Below are 17,957 nucleotides of genomic sequence, written 5' to 3' on the forward strand. Positions count from 1 at the left end.
TTATATCGTATAAAAAAAAGCCCGATTAATCGGGCTTTTTTTATTTTATATCAATAGAATTTATTCAGTCATATTAACTGTTTTTGGACGTAATGTAGCTAATTGTAACACAATAGCTAATACAACAACAATGGTTAGTAGAACAAATATGTGTCCCATTCCTCCATTGTCTTCCGCCTTGCCTAAAAATTCAGTGATTACGGCTCCTGCAGAAATACCTGCTAAGTTCATTAATCCATAACCAGTAGCTCGATAACGAGGTGCTACAAACTGGCATAATATAGGCATATTATTGGTGTCAAAAATTCCAAATCCTAATCCAAATAAAATTCCACCTACTAAAATTGTTTCAATTTCGGTTCCATAGCCCAATAAGAAAAGGGCAGGTAATGTTAGGGTTAGTCCAATAACACTAGTGTAGATTCTCCCTTTAAGAGTTTTAATTACCCATTTATCAGAAAGCAATCCCCCAATTAATACTCCCACAAAAGAGGACATAGCAATAGTAATAGTAGCTATCGGTCCAGCAACAGACATATCTAAATGTAATGTTTCTGAGAATAAGGTAGGCAACCAATTTTTTGCAGCCCAACCAGGTAAACTTGGTGCTGAAAAGTAAAACAGTAATACCCAAAAAGAAATATTCCCAAATAAGATTCCTAAGCCTTTATACATTTGGCTCAATTCGTCTTTTAATGATGCTTTTTTTGAGATGTCTATTTCATAAGCTTTTTTTTCTTTGATAAAAAAAATGAGCACTATACTGTAGAGCATTCCAATTAGACCTACAGAATAGAAAGTAAAGTGCCAAGAAAAGTGTTTGGATAGAGTAGCTCCGAATCCACCTAATGCTTGACCTAAATAGATTCCTGTTGTATGGATAGCTATTGCAAAAGAGCGAGTACTTCCTTGGTGGTAATCGGCAATTAGTGATAAAGCGGCAGGGATATAAAAGGCTTCACTTATTCCCATAATAGCTCGTAATATATATATATGATTGAATGAGGTAGCGTATCCCATAGCCATTGTAACTCCTGACCAGATAAAGAGGCTGCAAACAATTAATCTTTTCCGATTTAATCTGTCAGCAATGATTCCAGATATAGGACTCATAAGTGCATATATCCATAGGAAAACAGCCATTAACCGGCCGAAGTTTTCAGCTTTATCTAGTTCTGGAATATCAAGCATCATGGCAGGTTTCATAGTAGAAAGCATTTGTCGGTCTAAATAGTTTAATAAGGCTACAAACCATAATAAACCAACTACTATCCAAGGATATGATTTTCGTTCACTCCATTTTTCAATCATATTTAAGTTGTAAAAGGCGGACTTATTCATATAATGCTTTGTAGGTACTACAAGCTCTGTAGTCAGATGATTCTAAATCCATTCCAAAAGACGACCAAGCACTAGGTCTGAATATTTTTTCTTCAGGTACATTGTGCATATTCACAGGAATTCGTAGCATTGATGCTAATGTAATTAAATCGGCACCAATATGACCATAAGTAAAAGCACCATGGTTAGCCCCCCAATTTGACATAACACTGTATACGTCTTTGAAAGGACCTTTACCTGTTAAGTTGGGAACAAACCAAGTAGTAGGCCAAGTAGGGTTCGTTCTTTCATTGAGTGTATGGTGGACATCTTCTGGAAGTTCTATTGTTTTTCCTTCAGCAATTTGAAGTACAGGGCCAATACCTTTTACAATGTTAATTCGACACATGGTAACTGGCATTTCTCCCTTTGTTTTAAAAGTAGATGAGAAACCACCTCCTCTAAAATATTCTAACATCCCGGGTCCCCAGCTTGTATTTGATAAACATTTGTCAACTTCTTCTTCGGTAATTTCCCACCAAGGTTTCATAGCAGGTTTACCATTTATGGTTTGTTCACCAGTGCCATCTAAAGCGGAGGCTCCTGAATTGATAAGATGAATGAATCCATTAGCCGCATCTCCTTTTAGTTCATATCCTGTAACTCTTTTTACAGCTTTAGGACTCCAATAGGTTCTAACGTCACTAAAAATTTGAGCAGCCCCAGTTATCAAATGCCCAAATAGCATTGATATTCCGTTTAAACTGTCATTTTCGGTAGCAAACATAAAAGGTTGTCTAATTCCGTTCCAATCAAATGATGAGGTTAGGATAGCTTCCATAAAATCACCATTAGGAAAATGATCAGTCCATTGTCTTTGCCCTTGGAAACCACCTGAAATGGCATTTCTTCCTAAAGCTTCCTCTGCATATCCGAGTTTTTTTAATTTAGGATTGCCAATCATTAAATCCCTTCCGATTAAAGCCATTTTAACTACGAATTCCCAATCCTGGTCTAATTCAGTTCTTGTTTTTTGTTTATTAACAGGGTTATAATCTTTACCTTCTTTACATTTTGCTTTTGTCCAAGCCAACGCTTTTTCATATTCGGCTTTATCGTAGATTTCTTTTTCGATTCTACGAATAAATTCAGACATATCGATACTCTCGCAGCGCATTCCTAAATAGCTCTCGAAAAAATTTGGATCAACAATTGAACCTGCAATTCCCATAGATACACCTCCCATTGCTAGATAAGATTTTCCTTTCATGGTTGCTACGGCTAATCCTGCTTTCCCAAAAAGTAGTAGTTTTTCTTGAACATCTTCAGGTATAGAAGTATCATCACTATCTTGTACATCTCTTCCATATATCCCAAAAGCAGGAATTCCTTTCTGATTATGTCCAGCTAATGCAGCTGCCAAATACACCGCGCCAGGACGTTCCGTTCCATTAAAACCCCAAATGGCTTTTGGAATTGTAGCATCCATATCAATAGTTTCGCTTCCATAACACCAACACGGCGTTACGGTAAGACTCAATCCTACTCCTTCTCTTGCAAATTTATCAGCAGAAGCAGCTGCTTCAGCAACCCCTCCAATACAAGAATCGGAAATTACACATTCTACTTTACTACCATCCGCATGCCTTAAATTTTTTTCTAGAAAATCAGCGGCAATCTTTGCCATGTTCATAGTTGATTCTTCAAGCGATTCTCTTACGCCATCTAGCCTACCATCAATGACAGGTCGTATTCCAATTTTTGGAAGTTGTCCAATTAAAGTTTTATATTTCATTAGTATTTCGTTTTTATTAGTCTGATTTTATTTTGTATTGACAATTGATAAGACTAGTTTCAACTACCAACTTTTAAAAATAAGACTTTTTTTGAAAACGAAATAATAATAAGTGATAATTTCACACTTATTATTAAAAAAGTGTAAAAATGACTAAAAGAGGATTTTAGAGTTTTATAATTTCTACGTTTCTGAAATCAATAGGGAAGCCTTCGTACTGCAGCAGAATTCTACCTTTAGTTACAGAGGAATGAGTTCCTTCATTGACTAATTTACCATTCAATTCTTGAGTAATTGTTCCGTTGTTTGAAGTAACTACGAGGGTATTCCATTCATTTACAGGGTTTTCAGCTTCTTGAAAACATTTAGCTACGACACTTTTTCCAGGTTGCGTTTGAGTTCCTTTAATGGTTAAAGTAACATTCTGAAGTAATACGAAATCACCTGTAGCACCGCCTTCTTTGATTTGAAATTGAATTCCTTTAGGCCACAATTCATCAGGGGTTTCTTTAGGAACAAGGTACATGACCCCGCTATTTCTAACATTTATTTTTCGTTCAAAAGTGGTGTCTGTATTCCATTTGAATTCGACAGTAAGTTTAAAATTTCCAAAAGTTTTTTTTGACATTAAATACCCTGATTTTTTTCCATAGCAACGAATCATTTTGTTCTCAACGGCAAACACATCTAAACCTTGTTTGTGTTTTCCAGTTTCGGGTTCAAAAGCGTACCATCCTCTTAAGTTATTTTTATTAAAAAGCGAGATTGATTTTTGTGCTATTGCATTTTTTGGTACCAATAAAAGCATAAGTAATGCAAAAGAAAAGATTTGTTTCATTAAGTTGAATTAAATGATTTGAATAAAATATAAAAATAGTATAAAAAATAGAATCAGATGTAATGTTTTTGATTTCTCTTTATTTTTAGATTCATTACAGTTTGTTTCATATTAAATGAATTACTGTAGCGATATGTTAATTTTTCAATATTTTATTTAAATCTACTTTGTGCATAAAATTCAATTTTATACATTTGTGCAATCGATTACATATAAATTATTTTCATAAAAGTGGTTTGATAAATGAGTTTTCGTTAATTTTATATCGAAAATTAAATAGGGTAATGAAAGATAATAATAAAACTTTAGGGGAATTTATAATTGAGAATCAGAATGAGTTTCAATACTCTTCTGGCGAATTATCTCGAATTATAAATTCTATTCGATTGGCTGCCAAAGTGGTCAATTATAAAGTAAATAAAGCAGGATTAGTTGACATTGTTGGTGCTGTTGGAGAACAGAATGTTCAGGGAGAAGAACAGCAGAAGTTGGATGTATATGCGAATGAAATATTTATTCAAACCTTAATTAATCGGGAGATTGTTTGCGGAATAGCATCTGAAGAGAACGATGATTTTATTACCATTGAAGGATCTGATAACGGAAATAATAATAAGTATGTGGTCTTGATGGATCCCCTGGATGGGTCTTCAAATATAGATGTTAATGTGTCTGTAGGAACAATTTTTTCGGTGTATAGACGAATTACTCCTATAGGTACTCCGGTAACTTTAGATGATTTTCTTCAACCAGGAGTCAATCAGGTGGCTGCGGGTTATGTTATTTATGGTACCTCGACTATGTTAGTTTATACTACAGGTTTTGGCGTAAATGGATTTACATTAAATCCAGCTATCGGGACGTTCTATTTGTCACATCCCAATATGAAGTTTCCTGTTGATGGTTCAATTTACTCTGTTAATGAAGGGAATTACAGTCAATTTCCGCAAGGAGTTAAGAATTATATTAAATATTGCCAAGAAGAAGAAGGAGACAGACCGTATACTTCAAGATATATTGGCAGTTTGGTTTCGGATATTCATAGAAATATGATTAAAGGAGGTATTTATATCTATCCAACGAGTTCTAAATCGCCAAAAGGAAAATTACGGTTATTGTATGAATGCAATCCTTTGGCTTTTATTGCAGAGCAAGCAGGAGGAAAGGCTTCGGATGGTGTGAATAGAATAATGGAGGTGCAACCTGCAGAATTACATCAACGTATTTCTTTTTTTTGTGGGAGTAAGAATATGGTCGAAAAAGCAGAAGAGTTTATGATAAAGAGTATAGCGCTATAGATTAAAAATACATTTAAATTGACAACAAAAATAGTTTTGGTTTTTATCTTTTTCGCATTAATGGTTTGACGGAATAGAGTTTTAGTTTTAGATATTGTTGTTTTTAGATGATGCCAATGCAAAATGAATGTTTTGTGTTGGCTTTTTTATTTTACTGGAATGAAGATTAAAAATTAGGGAAATTTTTTTTATACAAATCGATTCACCAGTGAAGTTTTCTCATGTAAAATATAAAAAGAGGAAGTCGTAAAAAAATAAAAACCCCTAACACATTCGTATTAGGGGTTTTAGCTTTTGTAGCGAAGACGGGAGTTGAACCCGTGACCTCAGGGTTATGAATCCTGCGCTCTAACCAACTGAGCTACCTCGCCATTTTTATTGTCATGCATCTCTCAATGCGGGTGCAAATATAGAAATAATAATAATGTTTGCAAGTATAAATGGAGAAAAAAATATTTTTAAAAACACTTTTTTTTTGAGTTTATATTCTTATATTTCACAAAAAATATTAAACAGTATTCATGGATTCAAAAATACGTTACGAGATAGAATTTCCTATTAATTCTTCACCTCAATTATTGTATCAATATATTTCAACTCCATCAGGTTTGTCAGAGTGGTTTGCTGATAATGTAAACTCTCGAGGCGAATTTTTCACGTTCATTTGGAATGACTCACAAGAGAAAGCTAGATTGGCCTCTAAAAAATCAGGAGAGAAAGTGAAATTCAAATGGGTGGATGATAATGGGAAAGATACAGAGTATTTTTTTGAGTTACACATCCTTGAAGACGAAATTACTAAAGACGTTTCGTTGTTAGTAATTGATTTTGCGCCCAAAGACGAATTAGATGAAGCCAAACAATTGTGGGAAAATCAAATTTCGGATTTGAAACATCTTATAGGATCGGTATAATAAATTGTATTTTATAACTTATATTTGCCCTGAACAAAATTCAGGGCTTTTTTTATGATCAATTTTAACGGAGATAGTAGCGCACAAGAGAATATGTTAACTCAAAATCGTGCTTTTTTATACGGCGATGCGGTTTTTGAAACGGTAAAAATTGTAAAAGGAAAAATTCTTTTTTTGGAAAATCACTATTTTAGATTGATGGCTTCTATGCGTATTCTTCGAATGGAAATCCCTATGAATTTTACCATGGAATATTTTGAAGAGCAACTACTATCTGTGGTAGAAAATAACGGATTTTCTGATTCGGCTCGTGCCCGAATTACAGTTTATCGTAATGATGGGGGGTATTATTTACCTATTACTAATGATATTTCTTTTTTAATTCATACTAGTTCTTTAGAGAATCAATCTTTTATTTTTGAGACTAAGGAGTGTGAAGTGGATTTGTATAAGGATTTCTATATCATTAAACAATTGCTATCGACTTTAAAAACAACTAATAAGGTTGTTAATGTAACAGCAAGTATTTATGCTAATGAAAACGGCTTAGACAATTGTATTCTACTTAATGAAAATAAAAATGTAGTGGAGGTTCTGCAAGGCAATATTTTTATGTTACAGGGCAATACGTTGATTACACCGCCCATTTCAGAAGGTTGTATTAATGGAGTTATGAGAAAGCAAGTGCTTGCTTTGGCTAAAACAATAGAAGGATTGGAAGTAATTGAAGAAATAATTTCTCCTTTTGACCTTCAAAAAGCAGATGAATTGTTTTTTACTAACGTTATCAAAGGGATTCAGTCAATAACTAAATACAGAAAAAAAGAATTTTCTACTACAACAGCCAATGTGTTAGTGCAAAAGTTGAACGAATTAATTATGAATTAATTCAAATACGGATTTTCGGGAGCATTAGACCAAATGAGGTAATCGCCTCCTAATTCAATAATTTTCTCTTTCCAAAAATGAATGGTGGATTTGCCAATAATTTTGTTTTCATAACTATTTGTTGTGACAATCCAAGAGTTATGTTCCATTTCAGATTCCAATTGATCTTCTTCCCAACCGGTATAACCAAGAAAAAACCGAATATTAGTCTTATTGATTTTTCGTTGGTTAATCAATTCTTTTACGGATTCAAAGTCGCCACCCCAATAAATACCATTGGATATTTCTACACTATTTGGGATTAATTCGGGTACATTGTGAATGAAATACAGATTATCTTGTTCTACAGGACCTCCATTATAGACTTTAAAAGATGCTTTTATGTCTGGAAGTAAATCATTAATGGAATATTTGAGAGGTTTATTAATAATAAACCCGACAGAGCCTTCTTGATTATGATCAGTTAATAAAATTACAGATCTATCGAATGATGCGTCACCAATAATATAAGGATCGGCTATAAGAAGTTGTCCCTTTTTTAATTTTGCTGAAATCATGGCTTCAATTTTTACTAAAATTAACAATAAAAATCGTATGTGCTTAAATTAAATCGATAAAAGGTATAAAAAAACCTTCCAAAAGGAAGGTTTTTGTTATATCAGGAAAACTTTAATTAGTTTACAGCTCCCTCTAATTCAGCACCAGCTTTGAATTTTACTACATTTTTAGCAGCGATTTTGATAGTTTTTCCAGTTTGTGGATTTCTACCATCTCTTGCAGCTCTTTTAGAAACTGACCAAGATCCGAAACCTACTAAAGATACTCTTCCACCTTTTTTCAAAGTACCACCTACATTTCCTAAAAATGATTCTAAAGCTAATTTTGCAGCTGCTTTAGTAATTCCTGCGTCAGCAGCGATAGCGTCGATTAATTCTGATTTGTTCATAATAATTCGTTATTAATTGTTGGTTAAAAAAAATTGTTAAACAAATTTAGCAGGAAATCCTTTCTGTGCAAGGAAAAAATACAATTTAGGGGTATTTTGTTGATAACTTCATTTTTTTGTTTATAAAGTAAGAGGTTTCTCGTCCGAAAACGTGATAAATACTCGCTTTTTTGAGGTTTAATAGGCTTTGGCGTTTTCGGTAAATTGAATTCCATTTAATAATTCGGCAGTAGTCATCTTCTTTTTACCTGGAAATTGTAAACTTAAGATTTGAATAAATCCATCTTGCACGGCAATTTTTAGTTCTTTTTTGGTGCAAACCAATTGGCCAATAGTCAAAGAATGCGCTTCGTAAACAATACTTGCTTCGTATATTTTGATATTCCATTCGTCTCCTTTATCACTAAAGTAACACCACGCAGCTGGATAAGGACTTAGACCTCTTATAAGATTATGAATTTCTGAGGCTGATTTTGTCCAATCAATTTTACAATTCTCTTTATTTAATTTGTAAGCCGTTTTAATATCAGCAGTATCTTGTTGAATGGTCGTAGTTACATTTCCTTTTTCAAGCAATGCTAAAGTTTGGATGACCGTTTCGCTACCCAATTGCATCAATCGGTCGTGCAATTCTCCCGCAGATTCGGTTTTGCTAATGGGAGTTTCGGCATTCAATATCATGGCTCCAGTATCTATTTTATCGTCAATAAAGAAGGTAGTTACACCCGTTTTGGTTTCTCCATTGATAATTGCCCAGTTGATGGGTGCTGCACCTCTATAATTGGGTAGGAGTGAAGCGTGAAGATTGAATGTGCCAAGCGACGGCATTTCCCAGACTACTTTGGGTAGCATTCTAAAAGCAACCACTATTTGTAAATTGGCGTTTAATGCTTTCAATTCGGCTAAAAAACTTTCGTCTTTTAAATTAGTAGGTTGTAGTAAAGGTAGCTCATGTGCCAAAGCATATTCTTTTACGGCTGAATATTTTATCTTTTGTCCGCGTCCAGCAGGTTTGTCCGCCGCTGTGATTACTCCAACCACTTCGTACTTGTTTTGTAAAATAGTGTCTAAAATGCCCACGGCAAATTCGGGAGTACCCATAAAGACGATTCGTAATTTCTCCATTAGTGATGAATTGTATATTTGTTGTTCGCTTTAATGGCGATTTGTTCTTGTTCTAATAAATGTTGAAGCACTTCGATAACGGCATTGGTATCGGTTTGGGTTCTTTCTTGAATTTCTCTCGACGTTAACTCTTCAGTTTGTAATAATGTAAGTATAGAATTAGAAAGAGTTTCGGTAGTATTTGCTACTTTCTTTTTACTAATACAATACGAGCAAATTCCACAATCAGTATCCGATTTTTCGCCAAAATAAGCCAAAATTAATCGGTTTTTACAGGTTTGCTTCTCATTTATATAGTGTACTACTGATTGTAATTGTTCTTTTTTTAATTGATTTTGTCTTTCTAAATATTTTGCTACCCGATTAATGGTTCGTTCGTCTTCGCGAATTTCGTTAAAGAGTATCGAAGCATCATTGTTTTTTGAGTGGTACTCAATAATGTCTTTTTCTTTTAATTTGTTCAAAACAGCCTGAACCTCAATCGATTTATGATTCGATTTTTTTGCAATAAAATCCAAATTAAAAGCGGTTTGCATTTCATAGATGCCAGGGTAGGTTCGTAAAATGGTTAGGATAATTTCCTCGTCATTAGGATTCAAACTGATGTAGCGAATGACTTCTTTAGAAGGAATCAAAAATTGCAAACTTATCTTTTCTGAAAATTCTTGAGATAAACTAATAATACCTTGTCGGTCTAAAAACTGAATAGCATTGTAGGTCTTTAGTGTCGAGAAGTTGTATTTCAAACAAAAATGATTCAGGTTGAAAGCAAATTGTTCATTGATGCCTTCTCCATAAGCAATCTGAAAATAGTTACACAATTTGATGAACACCGAATTCAAAAAAGGCTTGTCGGGTAAATTGGATAAAAACTGATTTTCGGCTTGTAGAACATCCGAAGGGCTTGTTAATAAAACGGCAAAAGCTTTTTCTCCATTACGTCCAGCACGACCTGATTCTTGGTAATAATTTTCGATATTATCAGGTAATTGAATATGGATAACCGTTTTTACATTGGCTTTGTCAATTCCCATTCCAAAAGCATTAGTAGCTACAATTACTTGCGCTTCTTCTTGCATCCACAACGCCATATTCTTGTCTTTTTCTTTTGGCGAAAGCCCACCATGATAGTAAGTCGCTTTGAATCCTAGCGCATGTAATTGATTGGATATATCAATGCACGAGCGTCGGTTACGAACATATATAATAGAAGGTTGCGGATTCTTTTTAAGGATCTGTTCTATTGTATAGAGTTTGTCCTCGGCTTCAATCACCATATAAGCAATATTCTCTCTTGCGAATGATTTTTGAAAAATAGATGGATTTTGCAATCCTGTTTCGGTAATAATGTCTTCTTTGACTCTTGGAGTTGCCGTGGCTGTTAAGGCTAAAAAAGGAACTTTTTGAAAATGTTTTTTTAAGTCGGAAATTTTTAAATAAGCCGGTCTAAAATCGTGTCCCCATTGTGAGACACAATGCGCTTCGTCAATAGCGATAAGATTGATAGGAAGATTTTTAATTCGGTCCAAAATCCAATCCGACTGCAAACGCTCTGGTGATAAATACAGAAATTTGTAATTGCCAAATTGGCAATTGTCTAACAAATCAATCATTTCATCAGAACGAATTCCACCAGTTAAAGCAATAGCTTTGATATTGCGCGCTTGTAAGTTGGCTACTTGGTCTTTCATTAAAGCCACTAAAGGAGAAATGACCAAACAAATACCTTCTTGCATTAGAGCAGGAACTTGAAAGCAAATGGATTTACCACCACCTGTTGGTAGAATAGCCAAGGTATCCTTGCCGCTTACAACAGAATCGATGATTTCGTTTTGTAGCGATCGGAACTGATCGTGTTTCCAATATTTCTGAAGAATAGCTAGTGCTGTTTGCATAGATTTCAGGGCGCTACGTTGGGTTTTCAATGCAAAAGGGAATCACTTTTACATTGTATTGTTTTAGTTTGAAATTTTATCTAAGATAAAAAGAATTCTTTTATCAACACTATCTTTAGGAACCTCAATCAGTTCGTATCCGTATTTTTGATAGGTTTCTACTAAATGATTGTGAATCAATTGGGCTTGTTCAAAGTTTTCATAGCGTTCTTGGTCGCTTACATAAATGTCTTCCCAAGGAGGTAAAATAAATATTTTAGAATAAATATGTTCTTTACAAGCTGCATCAAAAAAAGCAGGATAGCTGTCGCCAATGTAGTGCATATAAGCTAAAACATCAGGAATACCTCTGTCAATAAATACAATGTTGTGAGGTTCTTGGTGCGCGTCACGGAATTGTTTTTTTCTTCCTTCTAACAAGAGTTCGCTAAAAAGCAAAGGTTTCTCCAGGAACAATTGTTCAATCCCTTGTTTTTGTGCTTCGGCGGTAACCTGTCTGGAAATCTCGGGATAACAACAATAACCACTTTGGACTAATCCGTCAATGATCGTCGTTTTTCCTGTTCCGGGTCCGCCAATAATTACAATGATTTCTTTTTGCACTTTTTGTAAATAAGTCGCAAATTTACCTAAAGTAATTGGGATTTTAAAAATTAATCGATTCTATAATTATCATTCGTTTCAAAAAATAACTGGAAATTCTAAAATCTAAAATCAATACCTTATATTTGCGTTTATTTTAAGTTTACGAATGGATCAAGAGAAAGAAAACAAAACAGCTGAATTTTACGAAAGATTGAAGGTAGAGTTGGATATGAGTAATACTTGGCCTGCTTTATATTTATTTAAATTTATCGTTCCTTCGGTTGCTGATAATGTAGAGCGCGTAGAAAATGCTTTTGATTGTATGGGTGCTGTGATTAAAACTACGAAATCTAAAACAGGTAAATTTACTAGCGTGTCGGTAGATGTTCAAATGAAAGACGCGCAAGAAATAATTGATAAATACATCGAAGTTTCGGTAATAGAAGGTATCGTTTCCCTATAAAATATGAATTCAAAATATACCAAAGAAAATGCTAATGATGTGGTACATCACTTGGAATACAATGCGGAAAGATCGCATTTGATTATTCCAGAGTACGGTCGTCATTTGCAAAAACTAATTGATCAGGCTACAGTAATTGAAGATGCTGAGGAGCGAAACAAAGCGGCTAAATACATCATTCAAGTTATGGGTACGCTAAATCCACACTTGCGAGATGTGCCTGATTTTCAACATAAATTATGGGATCAATTGTTTATTATGTCTGATTTTAAGTTGGATGTAGTATCACCTTATCCAATACCTTCTCGAGAAGTATTGCAACTAAAACCAGATGTTTTACAATACCCACAAAACTTTCCTAAATACCGATATTATGGAAACAACATCAAGTATATGATTGATGTGGCTAACAAATGGGACGAAGGAGAAATGAAAAATGCTTTGGTGAAAGTGATTGCTAATCACATGAAAAAATCCTACCTGAGTTGGAATAAAGACACCGTAAAAGATGATGTTATTTTTGAGCATCTTTACGAATTGTCTGATGGTAAATTAAACTTATTACAAAGTACGGAAGAGTTATTAAATACTACCGATTTATTGCGAACTAATAAACGCGTATCGAACAAAATTTCGCCTGCGGGTCAGCCCAAAATTCAGGGCAACAAGAATAATAAACAAGGAAAACCAAAACCGTTTCAAAAAAATAAACAAAAATAAATGGGAATTTTCAAAATCGAAGGTGGCATTCGTCTAAAAGGAGAAATTACACCACAAGGAGCAAAAAACGAGGCTTTACAAATACTGTGTGCTATTTTATTGACCCCAGAAAAAGTAACTATTACTAATGTGCCAGACATTATTGATATCAATAAACTGATTACTTTATTAGGTAATTTAGGCGTTAAAATCCAAAAAAACGGCCCTAATTCGTATACTTTTCAAGCCGATGAGGTAAATGTAAATTACCTTGAAACAGAAGCTTTCAAGAAAGAAGGTGGAGCGCTTCGTGGTTCTATTATGATTGTTGGACCGCTTTTGGCTCGTTTTGGTAAAGGATACATTCCAAAACCAGGTGGAGATAAAATTGGACGTAGAAGATTAGATACGCACTTTGAGGGATTTATTAATTTAGGTGCCAAATTTAGATATAATAAAGAAGACCATTTCTATGGAGTAGAAACTCCTGCTGAAGGCTTACAAGGTGCGCATATGTTATTGGATGAAGCTTCAGTAACGGGTACTGCTAATATTGTTATGGCTGCCGTTTTAGCAAAGGGGATGACTACCATTTACAATGCTGCTTGCGAACCGTATTTACAACAGTTATGTAAAATGTTGAATTCTATGGGAGCTAAAATTACAGGAGTAGGATCGAACTTACTAACTATTGAAGGTGTGGAAAGTTTAGGTGGTTGTAAGCATAGAATTCTTCCTGATATGATTGAAATTGGAAGTTGGATTGGTTTAGCAGCAATGACTAAATCAGAAATTACAATTAAAGATGTAAGTTGGGACAATTTAGGAGTTATTCCTAATGTGTTTAGAAAACTAGGAATCACCTTAGAAAAACGAGGGGACGATATTTATATCCCATCTCATGTGGATGGATATGAAGTTAAAACGGATATTGATGGTTCGATATTAACTATTGCCGATGCTCCTTGGCCAGGATTTACTCCAGATTTATTGAGTATTGTGTTAGTTGTTGCTACTCAGGCTAAAGGAGATGTTTTGATTCATCAAAAAATGTTTGAAAGCCGTTTGTTTTTCGTGGACAAATTGATTGATATGGGTGCCAAAATTATGTTGTGTGATCCGCATAGAGCAGTAGTTATTGGTCATGATTTCAAATCACAATTGAAAGCTACTACGATGTCGTCTCCAGATATTCGTGCGGGAATCTCATTATTGATTGCTGCGCTTTCAGCTAAAGGAACAAGTACGATTCAAAATATCGATCAAATTGACAGAGGGTATGAGCGTATCGATGAACGTTTAAGAGCTATCGGTGCCAAAATTGTTCGTGCTTAAATAATAAATCAATCAAATAGTAAATATCGTTTAGAGTCATTTTTATCGCAAAATCTCTAAACGATATTTTAATTTATAAAACGTCATACAATGCCAAAAGTAGAAGCGGCCATTAAGGCTACTTATTTTAGTATTATTGGGAATACATCTTTAGCTATCATAAAAGGATTAGCTGGTTTTTTTGGGAATTCGTATGCACTTATTGCAGATGCAATCGAATCTACCACCGATATTTTTGCCTCTTTTTTGGTTTTATTTGGAATTAAGTATTCCAATAAGCCCGCCGATGAAAATCATCCTTACGGACATGGAAGAGCCGAACCTTTAATTACCTTCTTAGTAGTTGGTTTCTTAATTACTTCGGCAACCATTATTGCGTACGAAAGTATTCTCAATATCAGTACTCCACACGATCTGCCTAAATCATGGACTTTATATGTTTTAGGAACGATTATCCTTTGGAAAGAATACTCTTTTCAATTGGTTATGAAAAGAAGTAAAGAAACGAACAGCTCTTCTTTAAAAGCCGATGCTTGGCACCATCGAAGTGATGCGATAACTTCAGTTGCTGCTTTTATTGGGATTTCGATTGCGCTATTCTTGGGAAAAGGATACGAATCGGCAGATGATTGGGCTGCGTTATTTGCTTCAGGATTTATTTTGTACAATAGTTATCTCATTTTTAGACCTGCTTTGGGCGAAATCATGGATGAGCATTTATATGATGATTTGATTGAAAATATCAGAATAGTGTCTAGAAGTGTGGACGGAATTATTGATACCGAGAAGTGTTTTATTCGTAAATCAGGTATGAAATACCATGTCGATTTGCACGCCACCGTTAAGGCTACTATTTCAGTAAAAGAAGGTCATGATTTAGCGCATCAATTGAAAGATACGCTACGAGCTGAAATTCCAGAATTAGGACATGTATTAATTCATGTTGAACCGGATGATTCGATATAAAAAGGAAGGCGTTGCATTGCAACGCCTTCCTTTTTATATATTAATCCTTTTTTACAAAAACGATTGTATCGCCAAGTCATAACTTTTAAGACCAAATCCTAAAATCACGCCTATAGCATTTCCTGAAATGTAGGATTGATGTCGGAATTCTTCTCTACCAAAAGTATTCGAAATATGTACTTCTATAACAGGAGTCGTGATTGCTTTGATCGCATCGCCAATACCAATGGAAGTGTGAGTATACGCTCCTGCATTTAGTATAATTCCATCATACGAAAAACCAACTTCTTGAATTTTTCCAATTAACTCTCCTTCAATATTACTTTGAAAATAGTCGAATTCAATAGTAGGGAATTTTGATTTCAAAAGGTCAAAATAATCTTCAAAGGTTTGGTTCCCATACACTTCAGGTTCGCGTTTTCCTAAAAGATTCAAGTTGGGTCCGTTGATGATGCAAATTTTCATAAAATTATATTTTTGTAAAAATAAAAAAACCGTTCCAATAAAAGAACGGTTGTTATAAAATAGTTCTTTTTCTTTTAGAAGAAGAAACCTGCGGATACTTGTAGCACAGAGTTTTTAACTTTAGCTTCAGGTGAAATTTCGCTTAGACCAACCATATATCGTCCTTGTAAAAACAATCCTTTAGTGATATGGATACTTAAACCTCCACCAGCACCAAAATCTATGTTTTTTTGGTCATTTATTGAAACCTCATTCTTTTTACTCATTAGAAATGACGCTTGTGGTCCAAAGTCCAGACTAAAGGTGTTATTTAAATTAATTTTAGCCATTAATGGAATGCTTATGTAACCAACATCATTGGTGAAATCGTTTGCAACTCCTATTGCGTCGTATTTAGCTCCTTGAGTTGAGTATAAAACTTCAGGTTGTATAGAAAATCGTTCTCCTAGTTTCACCTCCGCTAATAGTCCAATGTGGTAATTAGTAATTGCATCCGTTTTGTAATTAGTGCTATTAACGGTAATAGTAGTCCCGTTTTGGTTAGCATAGTTGATACCGCCTTTTAAACCTAGTTTAAAAATTTGTGCTTGAGTAGCAATTGAAGTAGCAATAATAAAGCAGATTGTAATAAGATTTTTTTTCATGATTTTTGTTTTAGTATTGGATTTTAATATAAAACTTTAGTTTGGGATATTTATTATATAGGTACTAAGATATAATTTCTGGGTGTAAATGTAATCATAATTGGTAAATATAGTTGGCTGTTTTTGTTGTTGGTCGTGTTTAAATGATACTCACCGAGTTTATTGATTGAAGGTTATTCAAAAAATATAATTTGGCACATATTAATTTTAAATAATTAAAACCATGAAGAAAATTATTCTAACATTGACAACTATTCTTGCATCAGTTTTCTGTAATGCTCAAAATTCCAAAGGAGCTACCAATGGAAGCCAAACGACTGAAGGCAAATGGTTAATTGAAGCCAATACTAATTTTGGAACTCCTATTGGATCTAATACAAGTTTTAGCTATGCAACGACTAATGGAGATTCTATGTATAATATTGGAGCAGAGGCTGGTTATTTTGTTATTGATGATTTGGCAATAAAGTTAGGTTTAGGTTATGGAGGGGTAAAAACTGATTTGTTTGACACTAACGTTTTTTCCTATAAAATCGGTGCAAAATATTACATAGTTAGCCAATTCCCTATTCAAGTGGACTATTCTGGTGCCTCGATAAAAGATGCTGATGAAAATCCATCGTATTTAGGAATGCAAGCGGGATATGCTTGGTTCTTAGGTGATAATGTGAGTATTGAGCCAGGTCTTCGCTATAATTTGAGTTTGAATCAAAACTATTCTAAAGCAGACACTTTTCAGTTGAATATTGGTTTCGCTTTACATTTTTAAAACGCTCCCCCAATATATTGAAAAACCACGTTGAATAACGTGGTTTTTTTATGTCTAAAAATTACGTTTCTTTGTTAGGTGAATTGGACTACTTTTATAAAAAATTACCAGTCGTATTTGAGAATCGAAAGAGGATTATCAAAAAATACCATCGAAAATTATTCTTTTGATGTGGAGCGATTGTGTCTTTTTTTAGATCAAAATCAAATTCAAGTTTCACCAATAAAAATTACCGAAGAAACGATACAACAATTCATTTACAATGTTTCAAAACAAGTGAACGCCCGTTCACAAGCTCGAATTATTTCAGGTTTAAAAAGCTTTTTTAATTACTTGGTTTTTGAAGATTATCGCAATGATAATCCGTTAGAATTAATTGAAACTCCAAAAACGGGAAGGAAATTACCTGATACGCTTTCGGTAGAAGAAATAGATGCTTTAATTAACGCTATAGATTTGTCTTCTAATGAAGGAGAAAGAAATCGAGCCATTTTGGAAACGTTGTACGGCTGTGGTCTTCGTGTTTCGGAATTGGTGAGTTTAAAAATATCGGATTTATTCTTTGATGAAGGATTCGTAAAAATAACGGGTAAGGGAAATAAACAGCGATTTGTTCCTATTGGAAATCTTACTCAAAAATACATCGAATTGTATAAGGAGTCCGTCCGAAATCATGTGTCAATTAAAAAAGGTTTTGAAGATACGCTCTTTCTTAATCGAAGGGGGAGTCAGCTCACTCGTGCTATGATTTTTACTATTATTAAAGATTTGGCTGCCAAAATCAATTTAAACAAAACGATTAGCCCACATACGTTACGTCATTCCTTTGCAACTCATCTTTTGGAAAATGGAGCCGACTTGCGTTCCATTCAATTAATGTTAGGACACGAATCGATTACGACTACCGAAATATACGTGCATCTCGATAGAAAGTTCTTGACAGAAGTGATGAATACGTACCATCCCAGAAAGGATTAAAAAAAGTCCAAATTTCAATAGTGAAATTTGGACT

19 protein-coding genes and 1 tRNA gene are annotated in these 17,957 nt (G+C 34.1%); 9 read left to right on the forward strand and 11 right to left on the reverse strand.

What is annotated here, in order from left to right; translation table 11 throughout:
- Positions 1–60: 60 nt before the first annotated feature.
- The 3 genes from Q0L65_RS12155 to Q0L65_RS12165 form a co-directional block, all read right to left on the reverse strand.
- Positions 61–1,311, reverse strand: coding sequence for an MFS transporter (locus tag Q0L65_RS12155; protein WP_296686925.1), 1,251 nt, complete (start codon positions 1,309–1,311; stop codon positions 61–63).
- A gap of 22 nt (positions 1,312–1,333) precedes the next feature.
- Complete coding sequence (locus tag Q0L65_RS12160; protein ID WP_296686753.1) at positions 1,334–3,115, reverse strand: L-fucose isomerase; 1,782 nt, start codon at positions 3,113–3,115, stop codon at positions 1,334–1,336.
- 166 nt (positions 3,116–3,281) lie between these two features.
- Positions 3,282–3,953, reverse strand: a complete 672-nt coding sequence (locus Q0L65_RS12165; protein ID WP_296686754.1) for a DUF1080 domain-containing protein — start codon at positions 3,951–3,953, stop codon at positions 3,282–3,284.
- A gap of 284 nt (positions 3,954–4,237) precedes the next feature.
- Here Q0L65_RS12165 and fbp point away from each other — a divergent pair, with 284 nt between their 5' ends.
- Positions 4,238–5,251 (forward strand): class 1 fructose-bisphosphatase, encoded by a 1,014-nt coding sequence (fbp, locus tag Q0L65_RS12170; protein WP_296686757.1) that lies wholly within the window; start codon positions 4,238–4,240, stop codon positions 5,249–5,251.
- 297 nt (positions 5,252–5,548) lie between these two features.
- On the opposite strand, the gene Q0L65_RS12175 is transcribed toward fbp, so the two are convergent.
- A tRNA-Met gene (locus tag Q0L65_RS12175) sits at positions 5,549–5,622 on the reverse strand.
- A 150-nt stretch (positions 5,623–5,772) separates the two neighbouring features.
- On the opposite strand from Q0L65_RS12175, the gene Q0L65_RS12180 reads away from it, so the two are divergent.
- On the forward strand, positions 5,773–6,165 hold the full coding sequence (locus tag Q0L65_RS12180; protein WP_296686759.1) for an START-like domain-containing protein: 393 nt from the start codon (positions 5,773–5,775) through the stop codon (positions 6,163–6,165).
- Positions 6,166–6,219: 54 nt separating this feature from the next.
- Complete coding sequence (locus tag Q0L65_RS12185; RefSeq protein ID WP_296686762.1) at positions 6,220–7,053, forward strand: aminotransferase class IV; 834 nt, start codon at positions 6,220–6,222, stop codon at positions 7,051–7,053.
- On the opposite strand, the gene Q0L65_RS12190 is transcribed toward Q0L65_RS12185, so the two are convergent.
- From Q0L65_RS12190 to Q0L65_RS12210, 5 genes are all read right to left on the reverse strand, one after another.
- Entirely contained in the window at positions 7,050–7,610 is a 561-nt protein-coding gene (locus Q0L65_RS12190) for a YqgE/AlgH family protein (protein WP_296686764.1), read from the reverse strand. The two genes, Q0L65_RS12185 and Q0L65_RS12190, sit on opposite strands and share 4 nt — an antisense overlap.
- Positions 7,611–7,726: 116 nt before the next feature.
- On the reverse strand, positions 7,727–7,999 hold the full coding sequence (locus tag Q0L65_RS12195; protein ID WP_264532738.1) for an HU family DNA-binding protein: 273 nt from the start codon (positions 7,997–7,999) through the stop codon (positions 7,727–7,729).
- A gap of 177 nt (positions 8,000–8,176) precedes the next feature.
- Complete coding sequence (gene fmt, locus Q0L65_RS12200; RefSeq protein WP_296686767.1) at positions 8,177–9,124, reverse strand: methionyl-tRNA formyltransferase; 948 nt, start codon at positions 9,122–9,124, stop codon at positions 8,177–8,179.
- A complete protein-coding gene (locus Q0L65_RS12205) occupies positions 9,124–11,019 on the reverse strand; it encodes an ATP-dependent DNA helicase RecQ (protein WP_296686768.1) in 1,896 nt (631 codons plus the stop codon). Before Q0L65_RS12205 ends, fmt begins: the two co-directional genes overlap by 1 nt.
- 63 nt (positions 11,020–11,082) lie before the next feature.
- Positions 11,083–11,622 (reverse strand): ATP-binding protein, encoded by a 540-nt coding sequence (locus tag Q0L65_RS12210; RefSeq protein WP_296686770.1) that lies wholly within the window; start codon positions 11,620–11,622, stop codon positions 11,083–11,085.
- Between the two features lie 148 nt (positions 11,623–11,770).
- On the opposite strand from Q0L65_RS12210, the gene Q0L65_RS12215 reads away from it, so the two are divergent.
- From Q0L65_RS12215 to Q0L65_RS12230, 4 genes are all read left to right on the forward strand, one after another.
- A complete protein-coding gene (locus Q0L65_RS12215; protein WP_296686771.1) occupies positions 11,771–12,067 on the forward strand; it encodes a DUF493 family protein in 297 nt (98 codons plus the stop codon).
- Positions 12,068–12,070: 3 nt separating this feature from the next.
- Positions 12,071–12,787 carry a DUF4290 domain-containing protein gene (locus tag Q0L65_RS12220; protein WP_296686773.1) on the forward strand — a complete coding sequence of 239 codons (717 nt, stop codon included), beginning with the start codon at positions 12,071–12,073 and terminating at the stop codon, positions 12,785–12,787.
- Positions 12,788–14,101 carry a UDP-N-acetylglucosamine 1-carboxyvinyltransferase gene (gene murA / locus Q0L65_RS12225; protein ID WP_296686774.1) on the forward strand — a complete coding sequence of 438 codons (1,314 nt, stop codon included), beginning with the start codon at positions 12,788–12,790 and terminating at the stop codon, positions 14,099–14,101.
- A 90-nt stretch (positions 14,102–14,191) separates the two neighbouring features.
- The gene (locus Q0L65_RS12230) at positions 14,192–15,067 is read left to right on the forward strand and encodes a cation diffusion facilitator family transporter (RefSeq protein ID WP_296686775.1); all 876 of its coding nucleotides are present in this window, start codon (positions 14,192–14,194) and stop codon (positions 15,065–15,067) included.
- A 51-nt stretch (positions 15,068–15,118) separates the two neighbouring features.
- On the opposite strand, the gene aroQ is transcribed toward Q0L65_RS12230, so the two are convergent.
- Positions 15,119–15,532 (reverse strand): type II 3-dehydroquinate dehydratase, encoded by a 414-nt coding sequence (gene aroQ, locus Q0L65_RS12235; protein WP_296686777.1) that lies wholly within the window; start codon positions 15,530–15,532, stop codon positions 15,119–15,121.
- 74 nt (positions 15,533–15,606) lie between these two features.
- A complete protein-coding gene (locus Q0L65_RS12240; RefSeq protein ID WP_296686779.1) occupies positions 15,607–16,176 on the reverse strand; it encodes a porin family protein in 570 nt (189 codons plus the stop codon).
- Between the two features lie 223 nt (positions 16,177–16,399).
- Here Q0L65_RS12240 and Q0L65_RS12245 point away from each other — a divergent pair, with 223 nt between their 5' ends.
- Together Q0L65_RS12245 and xerD are read left to right on the forward strand one after the other, a co-directional pair.
- Positions 16,400–16,945 carry a hypothetical protein gene (locus Q0L65_RS12245; protein WP_296686781.1) on the forward strand — a complete coding sequence of 182 codons (546 nt, stop codon included), beginning with the start codon at positions 16,400–16,402 and terminating at the stop codon, positions 16,943–16,945.
- Positions 16,946–17,023: 78 nt separating this feature from the next.
- Positions 17,024–17,923, forward strand: a complete 900-nt coding sequence (gene xerD / locus Q0L65_RS12250) for a site-specific tyrosine recombinase XerD (RefSeq protein WP_296686782.1) — start codon at positions 17,024–17,026, stop codon at positions 17,921–17,923.
- Positions 17,924–17,957 lie beyond the last annotated feature (34 nt).

Source organism: Flavobacterium sp. (genome assembly GCF_024642105.1).
GTDB lineage: Bacteria > Bacteroidota > Bacteroidia > Flavobacteriales > Flavobacteriaceae > Flavobacterium.

Bases quoted from the DNA above. Each gene is read 5' to 3' on its own strand.
- Q0L65_RS12155 (WP_296686925.1), bottom strand. From the start codon at position 1,311: ATGATTGAAAAATGGAGTGAACGAAAATCATATCCTTGGATAGTAGTT.
- Q0L65_RS12160 (WP_296686753.1), bottom strand. From the start codon at position 3,115: ATGAAATATAAAACTTTAATTGGACAACTTCCAAAAATTGGAATACGA.
- Q0L65_RS12165 (WP_296686754.1), bottom strand. From the start codon at position 3,953: ATGAAACAAATCTTTTCTTTTGCATTACTTATGCTTTTATTGGTACCA.
- fbp (WP_296686757.1), top strand. From the start codon at position 4,238: ATGAAAGATAATAATAAAACTTTAGGGGAATTTATAATTGAGAATCAG.
- Q0L65_RS12180 (WP_296686759.1), top strand. From the start codon at position 5,773: ATGGATTCAAAAATACGTTACGAGATAGAATTTCCTATTAATTCTTCA.
- Q0L65_RS12185 (WP_296686762.1), top strand. From the start codon at position 6,220: ATGATCAATTTTAACGGAGATAGTAGCGCACAAGAGAATATGTTAACT.
- Q0L65_RS12190 (WP_296686764.1), bottom strand. From the start codon at position 7,610: ATGATTTCAGCAAAATTAAAAAAGGGACAACTTCTTATAGCCGATCCT.
- Q0L65_RS12195 (WP_264532738.1), bottom strand. From the start codon at position 7,999: ATGAACAAATCAGAATTAATCGACGCTATCGCTGCTGACGCAGGAATT.
- fmt (WP_296686767.1), bottom strand. From the start codon at position 9,124: ATGGAGAAATTACGAATCGTCTTTATGGGTACTCCCGAATTTGCCGTG.
- Q0L65_RS12205 (WP_296686768.1), bottom strand. From the start codon at position 11,019: ATGCAAACAGCACTAGCTATTCTTCAGAAATATTGGAAACACGATCAG.
- Q0L65_RS12215 (WP_296686771.1), top strand. From the start codon at position 11,771: ATGGATCAAGAGAAAGAAAACAAAACAGCTGAATTTTACGAAAGATTG.
- Q0L65_RS12220 (WP_296686773.1), top strand. From the start codon at position 12,071: ATGAATTCAAAATATACCAAAGAAAATGCTAATGATGTGGTACATCAC.
- murA (WP_296686774.1), top strand. From the start codon at position 12,788: ATGGGAATTTTCAAAATCGAAGGTGGCATTCGTCTAAAAGGAGAAATT.
- Q0L65_RS12230 (WP_296686775.1), top strand. From the start codon at position 14,192: ATGCCAAAAGTAGAAGCGGCCATTAAGGCTACTTATTTTAGTATTATT.
- aroQ (WP_296686777.1), bottom strand. From the start codon at position 15,532: ATGAAAATTTGCATCATCAACGGACCCAACTTGAATCTTTTAGGAAAA.
- Q0L65_RS12240 (WP_296686779.1), bottom strand. From the start codon at position 16,176: ATGAAAAAAAATCTTATTACAATCTGCTTTATTATTGCTACTTCAATT.
- Q0L65_RS12245 (WP_296686781.1), top strand. From the start codon at position 16,400: ATGAAGAAAATTATTCTAACATTGACAACTATTCTTGCATCAGTTTTC.